The sequence below is a fragment of the Actinomadura parmotrematis genome (assembly GCF_019458805.1).
Lineage (GTDB): Bacteria > Actinomycetota > Actinomycetes > Streptosporangiales > Streptosporangiaceae > Spirillospora > Spirillospora parmotrematis.
Map to the genome: position 1 here is coordinate 291,764 of NZ_JAIBOA010000006.1, position 14,839 is coordinate 306,602.

The window sequence follows — 14,839 nt, forward strand, 5'->3', positions numbered from 1 at the left end:
CCCCCCGCCCGTCCCGGGGCAGGAAACGGGCATGGGGGAGTGGTTCAGGCACGACATCGTCGACGGCGGGCGGCTGCGGCTGTTCTGCTTCCTGACCGCGTTCGTCTGCGCGTTCCTGTTCATCCGGTTCAGCGTCCGGATGATCCGCCGCCAGGTGAGCTGGTGGCCGGGCAACGTCACGCCGGGCGGGCACCACATCCACCACGTGGTGTTCGGCCTGGTGTTCATGTGCGTCGGCGGGATCGGCGGCCTCGTCGTCCCGGGTCCCGACACGTTCGCCGCCGGGCTCCTCGCCGCGCTGTTCGGCGTCGGCACCGCCCTCGTCCTCGACGAGTTCGCGCTCGTCCTGCACCTCAGCGACGTCTACTGGTCCGAGCAGGGCCGCCTGTCGGTGCAGGTCGTGTTCATCGCCGTCGCCCTCAGCGGCCTCGCCCTGCTCGGCCTGCGGCCGCTCGGCCTCGCCGACCTGGACGGCGCGGGCGGCGTCCTCCAGGTCTGGTCGATCGCCCTCACCCTGCTGCTGAACCTCGCCTTCGCCACCGTCACCCTGCTCAAGGGCAAGGTCTGGACGGGGCTGCTCGGCCTGTTCGTCGGCGTCTTCTCGATCGTCGGCGCGATCCGGCTGGCCCGCCCCGCCTCGCCCTGGGCGCGCTGGCGCTACCGGCCCGGCACCCGCCGCGGCGACCGCAAGCTGGCCCGCGCCGCCGCCCGCGAGCGCCGCTGGCGCGCGCCCGTCCAGCGCTTCACCACCGCCCTCGGCGACGCCGTCGCCGGCCGCCCCACTCCGCCCGCGCCGGTCAGCGGCGAGGACCCTTCCACACCACCAGATCGACCGTGACGTACCGGCTCGTCCCGCTGTGCAGGCCCCGGACCGTGAACAGCCCGACCGCGCCCCGGTCCGTCGTCACGCAGAACCGCTGCCCGACGAGGCCCTTGCCGGTCAGCGGCAGCGCCGCCGCGTACCGCGTCGTGTCGCGGCACCGCGCGAACCCGGCCTTGCCCTTCTTCCCCAGCACCGCGAGCCGCTCGTCGGCGGCCTTCAGCACGTTCCCGACCCGCGCCAGGTCGGCGCCGTCGCCCTTCGCGGGATGCGCCGGATCGTCGACCAGCAGCAGGCGGTACCCGTCGCTGAGGTCGATGCCCTTGTACGTCCCGAGCGTCGCCCCGACCGGCTTGCCCGCGTACTTCCCCTGATACGGGTCGTTCGCCGCCGCCCCGTCATCGGCGAACACCGCGTACCCCGCCCCGAGCACCACGACGGCCCCGGCCCCCACCGCCGCGAACCCGGCCCACCGCGGGAACCCCCGCTTCGCCTTCACCGGCGCGGGCGCCGCCCTGGCCACCGGCGCGGCCCGCTTCCCCCCGCTCCGCTTCTTCTTCGGCGCCGCCTTCTTCGCCGGCGCCTTCTTCGGCGCGCCCGGCGCCCCGATCCGCTGCACGTCCGCCGCCTGCGCGGTGGCCCCGGCGAGCCGCAGCAGCTCGGCCATGTCGGCCAGCGCCCGGTCCGCGGACGCCCGGTCGAACGCCGCGTCGTCGAACTCGTGCCCGTACTTGTTCCCGACCTCCCGCAGCCGCGACGCGATCCCGACGCCGCGCGGCGACAGCACCGGTTTGAAGACGTCCCGCTCCTCGGTGACGACCCGCAGCAGGTAGCGCGGATCGTGCAGGTCGTACTTCTTCGCGTGCCCGAACCTCTCGGTGTCGCGCTGCTCCAGCCGGGCCAGCCAGTCCTTGCCGACCGCCTTCCGCATGTGCCGGTCGACGAACGGCCCGAGCCCCACCAGCAGCTCCAGCCCCCTGCCGACCCGCTCCCTGTCGCTCAGCGCAACCATGCACACCCCGCCATCGAGAACCACCGGACCGCGCAGCAGCGTAACCGAGCAGACACGATCGAATCCGCCCATCGCTCGCAAGGAGTGACCAACCCTCTCCCGGCGGCCCCCTCCCGCCGGCGCATCCGGGGACGGCCGCACCGCGCTGAGCGGTCTGCGGGCGTACGCGCGCCGCTCAGCGGGCGGTGAGGCGGGCGGCCTCGCGGGCGGCGGCGGACGCCGGCCCGAGGCTGCCGCACAGCCGCTCGGACCGCGGCGGGCTGTAGCCGCGGACGGCGCTCTCGATCGCCCCGTGTAAAGGTCGGGTGAACTGTGGGACCGGCCGCCGCTCAGGCGTCGGCGATCCAGCGGAGGACGATGAAGGGGGCGCTGCGCGAGGGGTGGTGCACCCGCTCGCGGGTGATCCGGTAGCGGGCGGCCGCGACGGGGCGCCCGCTCGGCACCGCCACCTGGACGATGCCGATGTCCTGCTCCACCCGCACCAGCGTGTTGCGGCACGGGCCGTCCGCGCAGAGCGCGTTGGCCTCGGGCGGCGTCACGGGCCGGCCCCCGGCGACGGGCCCGGCCGTGAGCGGATCATGGGTCCTGATCCTACGGAACGGTACTTACCGGACAGCGGGCGGCATGCCCCCGCCCCGCCTCAACCGGCCGGAACGCCCGCCCCGGCCGCCGCGCCCGCCCCCAGCGCCGCCGCGCGGGCGGCCACCAGCCGGGCCAGCGCGGCGGCCTGCTCGCGGATCTCGGGGACGGCCGTCGTCTCGTAGCGCACGCCTCGCAGCGTCGGCCCGAGCGTGGAGATCCGGCGGCTCGCCCGCCCGTCCAGGCCCCGGACGGACCCGTCGGGCGCGGCGTCCAGGCCGAGCCCGAACCGGTCGTGGCGCACCGCGTCCGACCCGAGGAAGGGTGTGCCCGCCGCCTCCCGGCCGGGCCCCGTCCCGTTCACCAGGTGCCCGACGCGCACGTCCGCGCCGCCGCCCCCCGCGCCGCCCCCGGCGCCGTCCAGGCGGACCAGCAGCCCGCCCGCCTCCTCCTCGACGGCCCGCACCCGCCCCGCCAGGACGCGGAGCCGCCCCTCGGCCCGGAGCCGCGCGACGCGCTCGGCCGTCGCCGGCGGGATGCGGTGCCGGTGCACCTCCCAGTGCCGCGCGACGAGCCGCAGGAAGGTCCGCCGGTCGCGCTCGTCCAGCCCGTCCCACAGGCCGGGCACCTGGTGCCGCAGCCCGTCCACGACCGCGCGCCACTCGCCGCCGTTCTCCCGGACGGCCTCGCGCACCGCCCGCATCAGCGCGGGCAGCCCGAGCGGCCCCGCCGGCAGCACCACCTCCGCCGGCGGGGCCGGCGGACATCGGTGCGCGCGCGGCAGCAGCCCGTGCCGCGAGACCGCGTACACCACGGCGCCGGGCGCCTCGCGCGTCACGGTCACCGCGACGTCGACCATCGTGAGGCCCGTCCCGGCCACCAGGACGGGCGCCCCGTCGCAGAGCGCCGCGAGCGCCCCCGGCGCCCACGGGTCGGCGACGCACCGCGCGAACGGCTGCGGCGCGGGCGCGGGGTTGCCCGTCGCCAGCACGACCAGGTCGGCGTCCACCGTCCCGCCGCCCGCGAGGCCGAGCCGCACCCCGTCCGGCTCCTCGGCGATCCGCGCCACCGTCCCGGTGACCCGCTCCAGCCGGCCGGGCGCGGCCGCCTCGGCGGCGTCCAGCGTGGCGCGCAGGTAGCGCCCGTACAGCGCGCGCGGCAGGAAGTCCGCGCCCTCGGCGGGCACGCCCTGCCCGGCGGCCCAGCGCAGCAGGTGGCCGGGGTCGTCGGGCAGCGCGCTCATCCGCGACGCGCACGCGTTCAGCAGGTGGTGGGGGTCGGTCGTCGAGTAGGCGGCGCCGAGCCCGTGCCGCCCGTCCCGGTCGATCAGCAGGACGCGCGCGCCCGTCCCGCCCCGCAGCAGCCCGATCGCCGTCAGCGTCCCGCTCGCCCCGCCGCCGACGATCGCGATCACCGGCCGGGCACGCCCCCGAAGTGCAGAATCAGCCATGGCCACGACGGTAGCCAACAATTCCCGTAAAAATAATGGGGAACACGGTGAACGCCCGGCGACACCGGACCGCTCCGCCCCGGAAGGCCGGTGTCAGGTGCAGCGCATGACGCCGCTGTCGTGGCCGTCCAGCTCCATCTGCGCGGTGCCCAGGCCGAACGCCTCGCGGACGGTGCGGGCGGTGGCGAGGCCCGTGTAGAAGCCGCGGACGAAGCTGACGGCGGGCTCGGCGCCGAGGCGGTCCGCCGGGCCGATCACCGTGTCCGCGACGCCGAGCAGGTCACCGGCGCGGGCGCCGCCGTGCGAGGCGTTCAGCAGCACGCATTCCAGGCGGCCGACCGTCCGCTCCAGGAGGGTGGCGAGCACCGGCAGCGTGACGGGCGCGGGGGCGCCGTCGCCGGTCTCGAAGAGCAGCGCGCCGGCGGAGCCGCGCCCGGCGAAGTGCAGGACGTCCGGGCGCGCCTCGGCGATCAGGTCGACCAGGTCGCCGCGGCGGGCGGCCGTGTGCACGGTGAGCGCGATCTCCCTGGTCCGGCGGCGCTCCAGGCTCCGCCGGACCTCGCGCAGCTCCGCGCTCAGGCCCGCGCCGAGCGCGGCGCCGGGGTCGGCCATGAGCAGCAGCACGCGCAGCGCCCGCGCCGCGTCCCGCCCCACGCCGCCCCGGGCGGCCGCCGGCGCGCCGTAGTGCACGCCGCCGTGGATCTCGCGGGCCTGGACGGAGAAGCCCGGCGCGGCCTGGTGCACGTGCAGGTCCCGGCCCGCCGTGTAGGCGTCCCGGCCCGCGCCCGCGTCCTGGCGCCCGCCCCGGCCCTCGTCTCGGTCCACGGGACCGAGTCTAGGGACGCGTGCGTCACTTGGCGGCCTTCGCGCGCTTGCGGGGCTTCCCGGCGGGCTTCTTCGCGGGCTTGCCGGACTTCCGCGCCGCCTCGCCCGCGGCCGGGGCGGGCGGCGAGACCCGCGTCAGCAGGTCCTCCTTCTCCACGGCGGCGAGCGACAGCGTCTTGTAGCCCTCGCTGGTGAACAGCACCGTGATGCGGTCCGGCTCGACGCTCATCACCGTGCCCTGGCCCCACGCCGCGTGCGTCACCTCCGAGCGGACGGGGAACGGGCCCTCGTCCGCTGCGGCCGGCTCCGCCTCCGGCGGGGCGTCGGCGGCCAGGTCGTTGTCGCAGTTGCCGCAGTAGGCGGGGGACGGCTCGCCGAAGTACTCCAGCAGCGCGCGGCGGCGGCAGCCCGTCGTCTCGGCGTAGGCGCGCATCATGTCGATCCGCGAGTCGTCCACCCGGCGGCGGCTCTCGTCGAACTCCACCGCCTCGGCCACCGCCTCGTCCGGCGGCGGCCCGTCCGGGGCGTAGCGGAGGTCGCCCTGCTCGTCCACCTCGACGGCCTCGACCTGCTGGAGCAGGTTGACCAGGCCGGTCAGCTTGGACGCCCCGACGTCCAGCGTCTCGCGCAGCTCGCCGGTCTGCACGGACGCGCCGGTCGCGTGCAGCAGCTCGGTGATGCGCTCCAGCATCTTCTCGTCGGGGCGGCCCGCCGCGAAGAACCGGCGCAGCCCGAGGTCCTGCGACCGGTAGTACAGGACGGCCTCGGCGGGCTCCCCGTCGCGGCCCGCGCGGCCGATCTCCTGGTAGTAGGAGTCGGGCGACTCCGGCGGCGCGCTGTGCAGCACGTACCGGACGTCCGGCTTGTCGATGCCCATCCCGAACGCCGACGTGGCGGCGACGACGTCGACCCCGTTGGTGGCGAACAGGTCGTGCACCCGCTCGCGTTCGGCGGCCTTCATGCCCGCGTGGTACGGCTCGGCGCGGAGGCCCGCCGCGGCGAGGTCGGCGGCGTAGGACTCGGCGTCCTTGCGGGTGGCGACGTAGACGAGGCCGAGGCCGTCGCGCCCGGCCGCGTCCTCGATCAGCGCGCGCCGCTTGGCCTGCTCGTCCTCGAAGCGCCGCACCCGCAGGGTGATGTTGGGCCGGTCGAAGCCGCGGATGACCTGCCGGACGTCGCGCATCCCGAGCGCGGCGACGATGTCCTCGCGCACCGGCGGCGCGGCGGTCGCGGTCAGCGCGATCACCGGCGGGTGCCCGAGCCGCTCGATGAACGCGCCGAGCCGCAGGTAGTCGGGCCGGAAGTCGTGGCCCCACGCCGACACGCAGTGCGCCTCGTCCACCGCGATCAGCGACGGCTTCGCCTCCGCGAGCTGCTCGATCACCTCGTTCTTGGCGAGCTGCTCGGGCGCGAGGAACACGTACTCGGTCTCGCCCGCCCGGATCTTCTCCAGGGACGCCTCGCTGTCGGACGCGCGGCGCGAGGAGTTCAGCATCGTCGCGCCGCCCGCGTTCCGCTCGGCGAGCGCGGCGACCTGGTCGCGCTGGAGCGCGATGAGCGGCGACACCACGATCGTCGGTCCCGGCATGAGCTGGGCGGGGATCTGGTAGACGGCCGACTTGCCGCTGCCGGTCGGCATGACGAGCAGCACGTCGTGCCCCTGCAGCAGCAGGTCCATCGCCTCGCTCTGGCCGGGCCGCAGCTCCCGCCAGTCGAAGACCTCCCGGGCGACCCGCCTGACCCGCCTCCTGCGGCCCAGCTTGTCCCAGCTCGTGCGCACGCTCATCCGGCCTCCTCCGACGTGACCGCCGGATACCCCGCCCGAACCCGATCATGCCGTCGCCGGGGCGGGAAGGCCGCGCCCGTCAGGGGCAGGGGGCGAGCATGCGTTCCAGGAGGGTGTGGAAGTAGGCGCGGAACTCGGCGAGCTCGTCCTCGGTGCGCTCGCGGCCGGCGCGGTCGGGGTGGCCGGGCAGGCCGCCGGTGAGGAAGCCGAAGACGCACCAGACGGCCGTCCGCAGCAGGAACGACACGTCGACGTCGGCGGGCACCGCGGCGGCGACGGCCGCGGCCGCGCTGGCGGCCTGCGGGTCGGCGTACTCGGCCTCCAGCTCGCCGACGTCGGAGGCGTCGCCCATCCAGCGCTGCATCCAGAGCGCGACGATCTGCGGGTTGGCGGCGTAGAAGTCCAGGTAGGCGTCCGCGAGGACGCGCGCGCCCTGCGGCGTCGGGGCGAAGCCGGCGAGGGCGGACTCCAGCATCCCCTGCTCGGCCCGGTACGCCCGGAGCATCACCCGGCGGTACAGGTCGGCCTTGCCGCCGGTCAGCTCGCGCACGGTGGCGGTGTCGGTGCCGGCCGCGTCGGCGATCAGCGCGAGCTCGGTCGAGTCGTAGCCGAGCTCGGCGAACAGCCGGGCGGCCACACTGATGATCTGCTCTTCGCCCTCCATCCCGTCACTCTAGGTGATGGCCCCAGGTGGGGGTGGGCCCGCCTCCCCGCCGGGGCGCCCGGGGGCGCGCCGGAGCTTGTCGGCGGCGGCTAAAAGCGGTCCCGGACTTTGACGCGCGGCCGCTTACGCCCGCCGCCCCGGCGCGCCAGATTCGAGGCGAACGTTCCGCCTCCCACCCCCCAGGAGCCCCCCGATGCCACCCCTCCCGTCCGGACGGCGCGGGGCGCGCGCCGCCGCCGCCCTCCCGCTGGCCGCCGCGCTCGCGCTCACCGCGCTCACCGCGCCCGCCCGCGCCGACACCCCGCCCGCCGCCGGGTCCGTCCCGCCCGACCAGGACCCCTTCTACGCGGCGCCCGCGAACATCGGCGGCTACCGGCCCGGCCAGATCGTCGCCAGCCGCAAGATCACCCCGAAGGTCGGGGACTACGCCACGAAAACCGACACCTGGCAGATCTCCTACCGGAGCAACGACTCGCACGGCGCGCCGACGCTGATCGTCACCAGCCTGATGGTGCCGAAGAAGGCGTGGACGGGCACCGGCCCCCGGCCCGCCGTGTCCGTGCAGGCCGCCGAGGACTCCACCGGCACCCAGTGCGCGCCGTCCTACGGCCTGTCGTCGGGCAGCGTCATCGCCGGCTGGGGCGCCGCCTGGTCCACCCAGCTCCTCGACAAGGGCTGGGCCGTCGCGATGCCCGACCACGAGGGCCCGAAGTCGGTGTTCATGGCCGGCCCGCAGGCCGGGCACGCCGTCCTCGACGGCATCCGCGCCGTGAAGAACTTCACCGCCGCCCCCGGCATCGGCAAGGACAACCCCTGGACGCTGAACGGCTACTCCGGCGGCGCCCAGGCGACCGGCTGGGCCGCCGAGCTGCAGCCGTCCTACGCGCCCGACGTCGAGCTGAAGGGCGCCGCGATGGGCGGCACCCCCGCCGACCCCGAGGCCGTCGCCCGCTTCCTGGACGGCGGGATCTTCTCCGGCTTCGAGGCCGCCGCCGCCGCGAGCCTCGCGACCGAGTTCCCCGAGATGGACATCGACCCGCTGATGAACGACGCGGGCCGCAAGGCCCTCGCCGACGCGCGCGGCAAGTGCCTGACCGACCTGCTGATCCAGTTCCCGTTCAAGAAGCTGTCCGGCTACAGCACCGTCCCCGACCCGCTGGCGGTGCCGAGGGTCAAGGCCGTGCTGAAGCTGAACACGCTCGGCTCCGCCGCCCCCGCGACGCCGGTCTTCGACTACCACGCGAACACCGACGAGATCGTTCCCGCCGCCCAGGACGACGCGCTCGTCAAGGCGTGGTGCACCAAGGGCGCCACCGTGCAGACCGTCCGCGACGCCATCGGCGAGCACGCTCTGGAGATGGTGACGCGGAGCGGCGACGCCCTCGCCTTCCTGTCCGACCGCTACGCGGGCAAGCCCGCCCCCGACACCTGCTGACACCACGGGCTGACACCACGGGCTGACAGCGAACGGCCGCCCCCGGCGAACCGGGGGCGGCCTCGCGTCAGCAGTAGCGGGAACCGCTGCCCTTCCCCCACGAGCAGGAGTCCGCGGCCGTGCCGTTCGGGTAGCGCAGGTAGGCGGTGTCGCCGGTGTTGTTCCACACGTAGGAGCCACGCCCCCAGTAACGGTTCGCCGAGGTGTTCGTGCCCTTGCCGGTGCGCACCTTCACGGTGGCCTTGCCCTTCAGGGTGAACGTCCCGAACGTGTAGGTGTAGCCGGTCTTGTCGCGCAGCTTGTAGCCCTTGAGCTGCCGCGCCGTCGAGGAGGTGTTGCGCAGCTGCACCCACTCGCCGTTCAGCGACGCGTTGGAGCGGGTGTCCTTGCCGGGCGAGTCGTAGTACACCCGGTAGATCTGCACCGCCGACGCGGCCTCCGCCGGCGCCGCCGCCACCCCGACCACCAGCGCCGCCGCGGCCCCTACCGCCAGAAGCTTCTTCACCCCGTGTCCTCTCATCAGCCGATACCGACACGAGAGTTCTACAGCCGCACAATGGCCGCGCAGGCCACTCTTGCGGACAGTGGCCGCACGCGGACGATCGGTGAACCACCGGCCGTCCGCGGGCGTCCGCAGCCGCCGCGCGGGGCGGGGATCAGTGGTGGGCGTGGACGACGGCGTGCCCCTTGCCGCGGCCGATCATCCAGCGGTTCACCGGCGTGGTCAGCACGAACGCCAGGGCGAGCGAGCCCGCGAGGGCGCCCCAGAACAGCGGCCGCGCCAGCCCGGCGTCCATGGCGCCGGGGACGGCGACCATCACCGTGTTGTCGATCAGCTCCATGACGGCGATGGACACGGTGTCCGCCGCCAGGGCGATCGCGAGCGCCCGCCGCAGCGGCACCCCGGCGCGCAGCACGCCGCGCATCGTCAGCGCGTACCCGAACACGAAGGCCAGCACGACGGACAGGACGACGGTGCCGGCGTTGTGGAGCCCGAGCGCGGTCCCGGCGACCATGCCGAGGACCTCGCCGATCGCGCAGCCCGTCAGGCAGTGCAGCGTGGCCTGCGCGGCCGTGCGCCACGAGGCGCCCCCGCCGTGGTGTCCCGCGTGCCCGTGCGATGAGTGCTCCATCACTGCCCCTTCCGTGGCGTTCCCGTACCGTCGGCGGGAAGAACCACATACCCCTCAGGGGTATTCCGGGTGCGGTCGGCGGCGCAGCGCGTAGGCGACGGCCCCGTCCCGGTCGAGCGCCCGCCCCTGCTGGAAGGCGGCGTCGTAGGCGCCGTCGCCGAGGACCGCGCGGGCCTCGCCCTCGGCGGTGGCGACGCGCAGCTCCGCGAGCCCCCGCAGCCCGATGCCGGCGTCCTCGGCGAGGACGCGGGTGGCGCCGAGCAGCCGGGCGCCGCGCCCGGCGTCGCCGAGCGCGACGGCGGTGCCGGCGAGCGCGTCGATCGCCAGGACGACGCCGAGGGTGTCGTGGATGCGCACCTTGGCCGCCAGCGCGGCCAGGGCGCGCCGCTCGGCCGCGTCCGGGCGGCCCGCGGCCAGCTCGGGCTTGACCTGGTAGAGGTCGCAGTAGGAGCGCAGCCACTCCTCCCCGTGCCGCTCGCTCAGCGCGCGCGCCTCCTCCAGCGTCCCGATCGCGCCGGCGACGTCGCCGAGCCGCAGCAGCGCCGTGCTGAGCACGATGAGCGCCGTCAGCAGCCCGGCGGTGCGGTCGGGACGGCCCCGGTGCCGGTCCGCGGCCTCGCACAGAGCGTCGGCGGCCCGCGCGGGATCGCCGAACAGCGCCTGGTGGGCGCCGTCCATCGACAGCGCGTAGGCCGCCGCCTCCTCGTCGCCGAGCCACGCGGCGAGGCGGCGGCACTCGGCGGTCCGGGACGCCGCCTCCGCCGGCTCGTTGAGCACGATCGCGAGCCAGGCCCGGCTCCACAGGGCGCGGGCGCGCTCGGGCGACGGGCCGGAGCGGCCGGCGAGGGCCCGGTCCAGGTGGTGGGCGCCCTCCTTCGGGGCGTGCGCGATCCACAGGAAGACGAGCCGGCCGGCGAGGTCGAGCGCGGCGTGGTGCCGCTCCGGCTCGGCGAGCCCGTGTTCCAGGGCGGCGCGGACGTTGTGCATCTCCAGCCGGACGCGCTCCATCGCGGCGATCTGCCCCGGCCCGTGCCAGGCCGCGTCGAACCGCCGCGCCAGGGCCAGGTAGTGGTCGTGGTGGCGCCGCCGGACGGCCCCCTCCTCGCCGAGCAGGCGGAGCCAGCTCCGGCCGTACTCGCGCAGGGTGTCCAGCTGCCGGAACCGCGGGCCGTCCGCCGCGGGGCGGCACAGCAGGATCGAGTTGCGCTCCAGGGATTCCAGCGCGGCGTCCACCCGCTCGGCCGGCAGCCGCGCGTCGGCGCAGACGGCGCGGGCGGCGGCGGCGTCGAACTCGCCGGGGAACACCGACAGCCGCGCCCAGAGCAGCCGCTCGGCGGGCCCGCACAGCTCGTGGCTCCAGCCGATCGCGGTGCGCAGCGACCGGTGCCAGGGCGGGTCGGCGTCCGGGACGGCGGTCCCGCCGTCGCCGAGCAGCGCGAACCGGTCCGCCAGCCGGTCGGCGAGCTCGCCCACCGGCAGCTCGCCGAGGCGGGCGGCGGCCAGCTCGATCGCGAGCGGCAGCCCGTCCAGCCGCCGGCAGAGCCGCACCGCGTCGGCCCGGTTCGCCGCGGTGATCCGGAACTCGGGGTCGGCGGCGCGGGCGCGCTCGGCCAGCAGGGTCACCGCGTCCTCGCCCGGCGCGCCCGGCGCGGGGACGGCGGCGGCGTCCGGGACGAACAGCGGGTCCAGGACCACGACCCGCTCGCCGGGCGGCCCGAGCGGGCGGCGGCTCGTGGCGAGGATCCGCAGCCCCGGCGCGGCGGCGAGCAGCTCTCCGGCGACCCGCGCGCAGGCGCCGGCGAGGTGCTCGCAGGTGTCCAGCACCAGCAGCAGGTCGCGGGGGGCGAGGTAGCCGGTCAGCACCTCCGGCATCGGCCGCCGCGTCTGGTCGACCAGCGGCAGCGCCTCGGCGATCGCGTAGGGCACCGACGCGGCGTCCTCCACCGGCGACAGCTCCACCCACCACACCCCGTCGGGGAAGGCGGGCTCCAGCTCGGCGGCGGCCCGCAGCGCCAGCCGGGTCTTGCCGACGCCGCCGACGCCGGTCACGGTGACCAGCGGCGCGGCGCGGCAGAGCCGGGTCAGGCGGTCGAGCTCGGCGCCGCGGCCGACGAGCCGGCCGGTCGCGGCGGGCGGGCGGCCGGGCCGCCGTGCTCGGGTCATCGCGATCAACGCCCCAGGTCGTCCGGTCGGGAGACGGACCAGTTTGCCGGAACGGCTCGCGCGATATCACCAAGAGTGAGAAATTGGCTACTCATGCGAGCAGTGCCGGGATCCAGGATTCCCTCGTGGAGGCGCACGGTGCACACCCAGCCCGACCGGCGCCCCGCCTGGCGCTGGATCCTCGCGGCGCTGGCGGCCGAGGCGGCCATCGCGCTCGCCATCGTCCGGAGCGCCGCGCCCCCGCCGGGGCTGCTGCTCACGGGGCTGCTGCTGACCGGCCCGCTGCTCGCCGCGCACCGGCTCGGCGTGCGGCTGACCGCCGCCGCGTCCGCCGCCGCGACCTGCCTGGCGCTCGTGCTGCCCGCGGCCGCCCCGCCGCCCGGCCGGGCGTTCTCCCCGGTGGGCGCGCTGCTGGTCACCGCCGGCGGCGGCCTGGCCGTCCTCGCCGCGCGGTCCCGGTCCCGGCGGAACCGGACGCTGGCGCAGGCCAACGCGTCGCTGACGCGGATGGCGCACATCGCCGACGTCGCCCAGCGCGCGATCGTCCGCCCGCTCCCGGCCGAGCTCGGCGGCGTCGCCCTCGCCGCGCACTCCCGGTCGGCCACCGACGGCGCCCTGATCGGCGGCGACGTGCACGACGCCGTCGCCCGCCCGGACGGCGCGCGGCTGCTCATCGCCGACGTCAAGGGTCACGGCATCGACGTGGCGCCGCTCGCCGCCACCGTCCTCGCGGCCTTCCGGCACCACGCCGCGACCGAGCCCGACCCGGTCCGCCTCGCCCGCACCATCGACGCCCGCCTGCGGCCCGAGCTCGGCCCCGAGGACTTCGTCACGCTGCTGCTCGCCGACTTCGTCGACGGCGAGGTCCGCCTGGTCAACTGCGGGCACCCGCCGCCGCTCCGCATCGGCCGCCGCGTCACGCCGCTGGACCCGCCGCGGCCGTCCCCGCCGCTCGGCCTCGAACCCGAGCCGCTCCTGCACCGCGTCCGGCTGGCGCCCGCGCAGCGGCTGCTGTTCTACACCGACGGCCTCACCGACGCGGGCGGCCCGCGCGGCGAGGAACTCGCCGCCGACGTCCTCGCCGGGCCCGCGCGGACGGCCCCCGACCTCCAGCAGGCCCTCGCCGAGACGCTCGACCTGATCCGCCCGCGGGCGGTGAGCGACGACCTCACCCTGGTCCTCGCCCAGCCCCTCCCGGCGCCCGCGCCGGAGCGGGCGCCGCCCGCGGCGGAGGCCGCCGACCGGTAGGCCGGGAATCGACGGGGAAATCCGGTCGGAAATTGTTCAGCATCGGAAAAGGCATTCCTCTGCTGTAATGTAGAAATATCCGGTAATGGGGCGCCCGCCGTGCCGGCCCGCGGAACCGTCCGTACCGCGCCCGCCGCGGCCGCGACGGTCCACCAGCGATCGGAGATCGCCATGCCCACCCCCACCGCCGCCCGCAGCGCCGCCGCCCCGGCCGCGTCCCCGACCGCCTCCACCGGACCGTCCGCCACGATCGTCGCCCTGCGCGGCGACCTCGACGCCGCCGCCGCCCCCGCGCTCCGCGAGCACCTGCGGGACGCGCTGGGGCGGAGCACGCGGCTGCTGATCCTCGACCTCGGCGAGGCGGGGTGCTGCGACTCCGCCGGCCTCGCCGTGCTGATCGGCACCCAGCGCCGCGCCACCGGCCTCGGCATCGCGCTGCGCCTCGCCCGCCCCCGCCCGCAGATGGCCGAGCTGCTGCGCGCCACCGGCCTCGGCCGCAGCCTCACGGTCCTCGCCGGCTGACGCGCCGCGCGTCCCCCGCACCCGAAGGCCCCCGCGTCGACGACGCGGGGGCCTTCCGCGTCGCGCGCCCCGGCCCGCTGCCGGAAACGCGTCAGGCGCCGTCGGAACGGCGTTCGGCCCGCGCGGGCACCGCGCACTTGATGATCATTAGTTGGCCGTCCCTTTCGGTGCCGATCGCCCGTAAGGCGGTACGTACGCCTGTACGGGAAGTGCGTGGGACAACCTGACAACACCGTTTCTCTTGTGGACAGATGTGCGATTCACGACGGTTGGTCCCGCCCCGGAGACCGCCCTCGGCCACATCAGGAGAAACGATGAAGCTCCCCCTCGCCGCCGCCGCCGTCGTGGCGGGGGCGGCCGCCGTGCTCGCCTCCCTCGGCGGGGCGCCGGGCGCGCCCGCCGTCCGGACGGCCGGCGCTCAGACGGCCGGCGCCGCGGCGCTGCCGGCGGTGGACATGGAGGCCGTCGTCAAGGCCGCCCAGATCGACCCGCGCCGGCCCGACCGGAAGCCGACGCCGGGCGCGAAGGCGAGCGTGCTCCTCGTCGAGCGGGCCCTCCGCGACCGGAAGCTGCTCGACGCCAAGCGGGTCGACGGGTCCTTCGGCACGACGACGGTCGCCGCCTACGCCAAGTACCAGAAGTCGCTCGGCTACACCGGCCTCGGCGCCACCGGGCTGCCCGGCAAGAGCTCGCTCGTCAAGCTCGGCGCGGGGCACTTCACCGTCACCCGCGCCCTCGTCCCGGGCGCCCGCGTGACCGTCGGCGGCGCCGTCGTCAACGCCCGCACGCGGAGCATGCTCGCCGAGGCGGAGCGGCTGCTCGGCCGGAGCCTCCCCCTGGACCAGGGGTCCTACAACCCCGGCGGCGACCCCACGTCCGCCGGCACCCACGACGGCGGCGGCGTCGTCGACGTCTCCGCCGAGGGGATGGACGCCGCCACCCGCGTCCGGGTCGCGCGGACGCTCCGCCGCGTCGGGTTCGCCGCCTGGGTGCGCAGCCCGCGGCAGGGCGACTGGCCCTGGCACATCCACGCCGTCGCCATCAGCGACACCGACCTGTCCCGGCAGGCCCAGCAGCAGGCCGGCGACTACTGCCTCGGCCTGAACGGGCTCGCGAACCGCGGCCCCGACGACGGGCCGAAGGTGACCGTCCGCACCTGGGAGGAGTACCGGCGCGGCTGATCCGCGCCCGGAGCCCAGGTC

At 76.3% G+C, this 14,839-nt stretch carries 14 protein-coding genes; 5 read left to right on the forward strand and 9 right to left on the reverse strand.

From position 1 onward, the window contains the following. Window positions 1-31 precede the first annotated feature (31 nt). Window positions 32-838 (forward strand): hypothetical protein, encoded by an 807-nt coding sequence (locus tag K1Y72_RS12170; RefSeq protein WP_220166120.1) that lies wholly within the window; start codon window positions 32-34, stop codon window positions 836-838. Here the strand turns inward: K1Y72_RS12170 and K1Y72_RS12175 are convergent. The 6 genes from K1Y72_RS12175 to K1Y72_RS12200 all read right to left on the reverse strand — a co-directional run bounded on the left by K1Y72_RS12175 (window position 798) and on the right by K1Y72_RS12200 (window position 7,136). Then, window positions 798-1,832 (reverse strand): Swt1 family HEPN domain-containing protein, encoded by a 1,035-nt coding sequence (locus tag K1Y72_RS12175; protein WP_220166122.1) that lies wholly within the window; start codon window positions 1,830-1,832, stop codon window positions 798-800. The genes K1Y72_RS12170 and K1Y72_RS12175 overlap by 41 nt on opposite strands. A gap of 329 nt (window positions 1,833-2,161) precedes the next feature. After that, window positions 2,162-2,371, reverse strand: coding sequence for a hypothetical protein (locus K1Y72_RS12180; protein ID WP_220166124.1), 210 nt, complete (start codon window positions 2,369-2,371; stop codon window positions 2,162-2,164). A gap of 101 nt (window positions 2,372-2,472) precedes the next feature. Further along, on the reverse strand, window positions 2,473-3,861 hold the full coding sequence (locus tag K1Y72_RS12185; protein WP_220166126.1) for an FAD/NAD(P)-binding protein: 1,389 nt from the start codon (window positions 3,859-3,861) through the stop codon (window positions 2,473-2,475). 93 nt (window positions 3,862-3,954) lie between these two features. Then, on the reverse strand, window positions 3,955-4,686 hold the full coding sequence (locus K1Y72_RS12190) for a hypothetical protein (RefSeq protein WP_220166128.1): 732 nt from the start codon (window positions 4,684-4,686) through the stop codon (window positions 3,955-3,957). A gap of 25 nt (window positions 4,687-4,711) precedes the next feature. Continuing rightward, on the reverse strand, window positions 4,712-6,472 hold the full coding sequence (locus K1Y72_RS12195) for a RecQ family ATP-dependent DNA helicase (RefSeq protein WP_220166130.1): 1,761 nt from the start codon (window positions 6,470-6,472) through the stop codon (window positions 4,712-4,714). 79 nt (window positions 6,473-6,551) lie between these two features. Continuing rightward, window positions 6,552-7,136 (reverse strand): TetR/AcrR family transcriptional regulator, encoded by a 585-nt coding sequence (locus K1Y72_RS12200; protein ID WP_220166132.1) that lies wholly within the window; start codon window positions 7,134-7,136, stop codon window positions 6,552-6,554. Between the two features lie 193 nt (window positions 7,137-7,329). Here K1Y72_RS12200 and K1Y72_RS12205 point away from each other — a divergent pair, with 193 nt between their 5' ends. Then, the gene (locus tag K1Y72_RS12205; RefSeq protein WP_220166135.1) at window positions 7,330-8,571 is read left to right on the forward strand and encodes a lipase family protein; all 1,242 of its coding nucleotides are present in this window, start codon (window positions 7,330-7,332) and stop codon (window positions 8,569-8,571) included. Between the two features lie 67 nt (window positions 8,572-8,638). Here K1Y72_RS12205 and K1Y72_RS12210 read toward each other — a convergent pair whose 3' ends face one another. The 3 genes from K1Y72_RS12210 to K1Y72_RS12220 form a co-directional block, all read right to left on the reverse strand. Next, window positions 8,639-9,076, reverse strand: a complete 438-nt coding sequence (locus tag K1Y72_RS12210) for a lamin tail domain-containing protein (RefSeq protein WP_308287027.1) — start codon at window positions 9,074-9,076, stop codon at window positions 8,639-8,641. A 151-nt stretch (window positions 9,077-9,227) separates the two neighbouring features. Further along, window positions 9,228-9,704, reverse strand: coding sequence for a DUF4396 domain-containing protein (locus K1Y72_RS12215; RefSeq protein ID WP_220166139.1), 477 nt, complete (start codon window positions 9,702-9,704; stop codon window positions 9,228-9,230). A gap of 54 nt (window positions 9,705-9,758) precedes the next feature. Continuing rightward, entirely contained in the window at window positions 9,759-11,867 is a 2,109-nt protein-coding gene (locus tag K1Y72_RS12220; protein ID WP_220166140.1) for an ATP-binding protein, read from the reverse strand. A 138-nt stretch (window positions 11,868-12,005) separates the two neighbouring features. On the opposite strand from K1Y72_RS12220, the gene K1Y72_RS12225 reads away from it, so the two are divergent. From K1Y72_RS12225 to K1Y72_RS12235, 3 genes are all read left to right on the forward strand, one after another. Further along, window positions 12,006-13,115 (forward strand): PP2C family protein-serine/threonine phosphatase, encoded by a 1,110-nt coding sequence (locus K1Y72_RS12225; protein WP_220166142.1) that lies wholly within the window; start codon window positions 12,006-12,008, stop codon window positions 13,113-13,115. 171 nt (window positions 13,116-13,286) lie between these two features. Next, a complete protein-coding gene (locus K1Y72_RS12230; RefSeq protein WP_220166144.1) occupies window positions 13,287-13,637 on the forward strand; it encodes an STAS domain-containing protein in 351 nt (116 codons plus the stop codon). Between the two features lie 314 nt (window positions 13,638-13,951). Continuing rightward, window positions 13,952-14,818: a peptidoglycan-binding protein gene (locus K1Y72_RS12235; RefSeq protein ID WP_220166146.1), complete on the forward strand. Its 867-nt coding sequence runs from the start codon at window positions 13,952-13,954 to the stop codon at window positions 14,816-14,818. The last annotated feature ends 21 nt before the right edge of the window (window positions 14,819-14,839 follow it).

What these genes read in the sequence shown, in the direction of transcription:
- K1Y72_RS12170 (WP_220166120.1), top strand. Translation starts at nt 32, where the DNA reads ATGGGGGAGTGGTTCAGGCACGACATCGTCGACGGCGGGCGGCTGCGG.
- K1Y72_RS12175 (WP_220166122.1), bottom strand. Translation starts at nt 1,832, where the DNA reads ATGGTTGCGCTGAGCGACAGGGAGCGGGTCGGCAGGGGGCTGGAGCTG.
- K1Y72_RS12185 (WP_220166126.1), bottom strand. Translation starts at nt 3,861, where the DNA reads ATGGCTGATTCTGCACTTCGGGGGCGTGCCCGGCCGGTGATCGCGATC.
- K1Y72_RS12195 (WP_220166130.1), bottom strand. Translation starts at nt 6,472, where the DNA reads ATGAGCGTGCGCACGAGCTGGGACAAGCTGGGCCGCAGGAGGCGGGTC.
- K1Y72_RS12200 (WP_220166132.1), bottom strand. Translation starts at nt 7,136, where the DNA reads ATGGAGGGCGAAGAGCAGATCATCAGTGTGGCCGCCCGGCTGTTCGCC.
- K1Y72_RS12205 (WP_220166135.1), top strand. Translation starts at nt 7,330, where the DNA reads ATGCCACCCCTCCCGTCCGGACGGCGCGGGGCGCGCGCCGCCGCCGCC.
- K1Y72_RS12215 (WP_220166139.1), bottom strand. Translation starts at nt 9,704, where the DNA reads ATGGAGCACTCATCGCACGGGCACGCGGGACACCACGGCGGGGGCGCC.
- K1Y72_RS12220 (WP_220166140.1), bottom strand. Translation starts at nt 11,867, where the DNA reads ATGACCCGAGCACGGCGGCCCGGCCGCCCGCCCGCCGCGACCGGCCGG.
- K1Y72_RS12230 (WP_220166144.1), top strand. Translation starts at nt 13,287, where the DNA reads ATGCCCACCCCCACCGCCGCCCGCAGCGCCGCCGCCCCGGCCGCGTCC.
- K1Y72_RS12235 (WP_220166146.1), top strand. Translation starts at nt 13,952, where the DNA reads ATGAAGCTCCCCCTCGCCGCCGCCGCCGTCGTGGCGGGGGCGGCCGCC.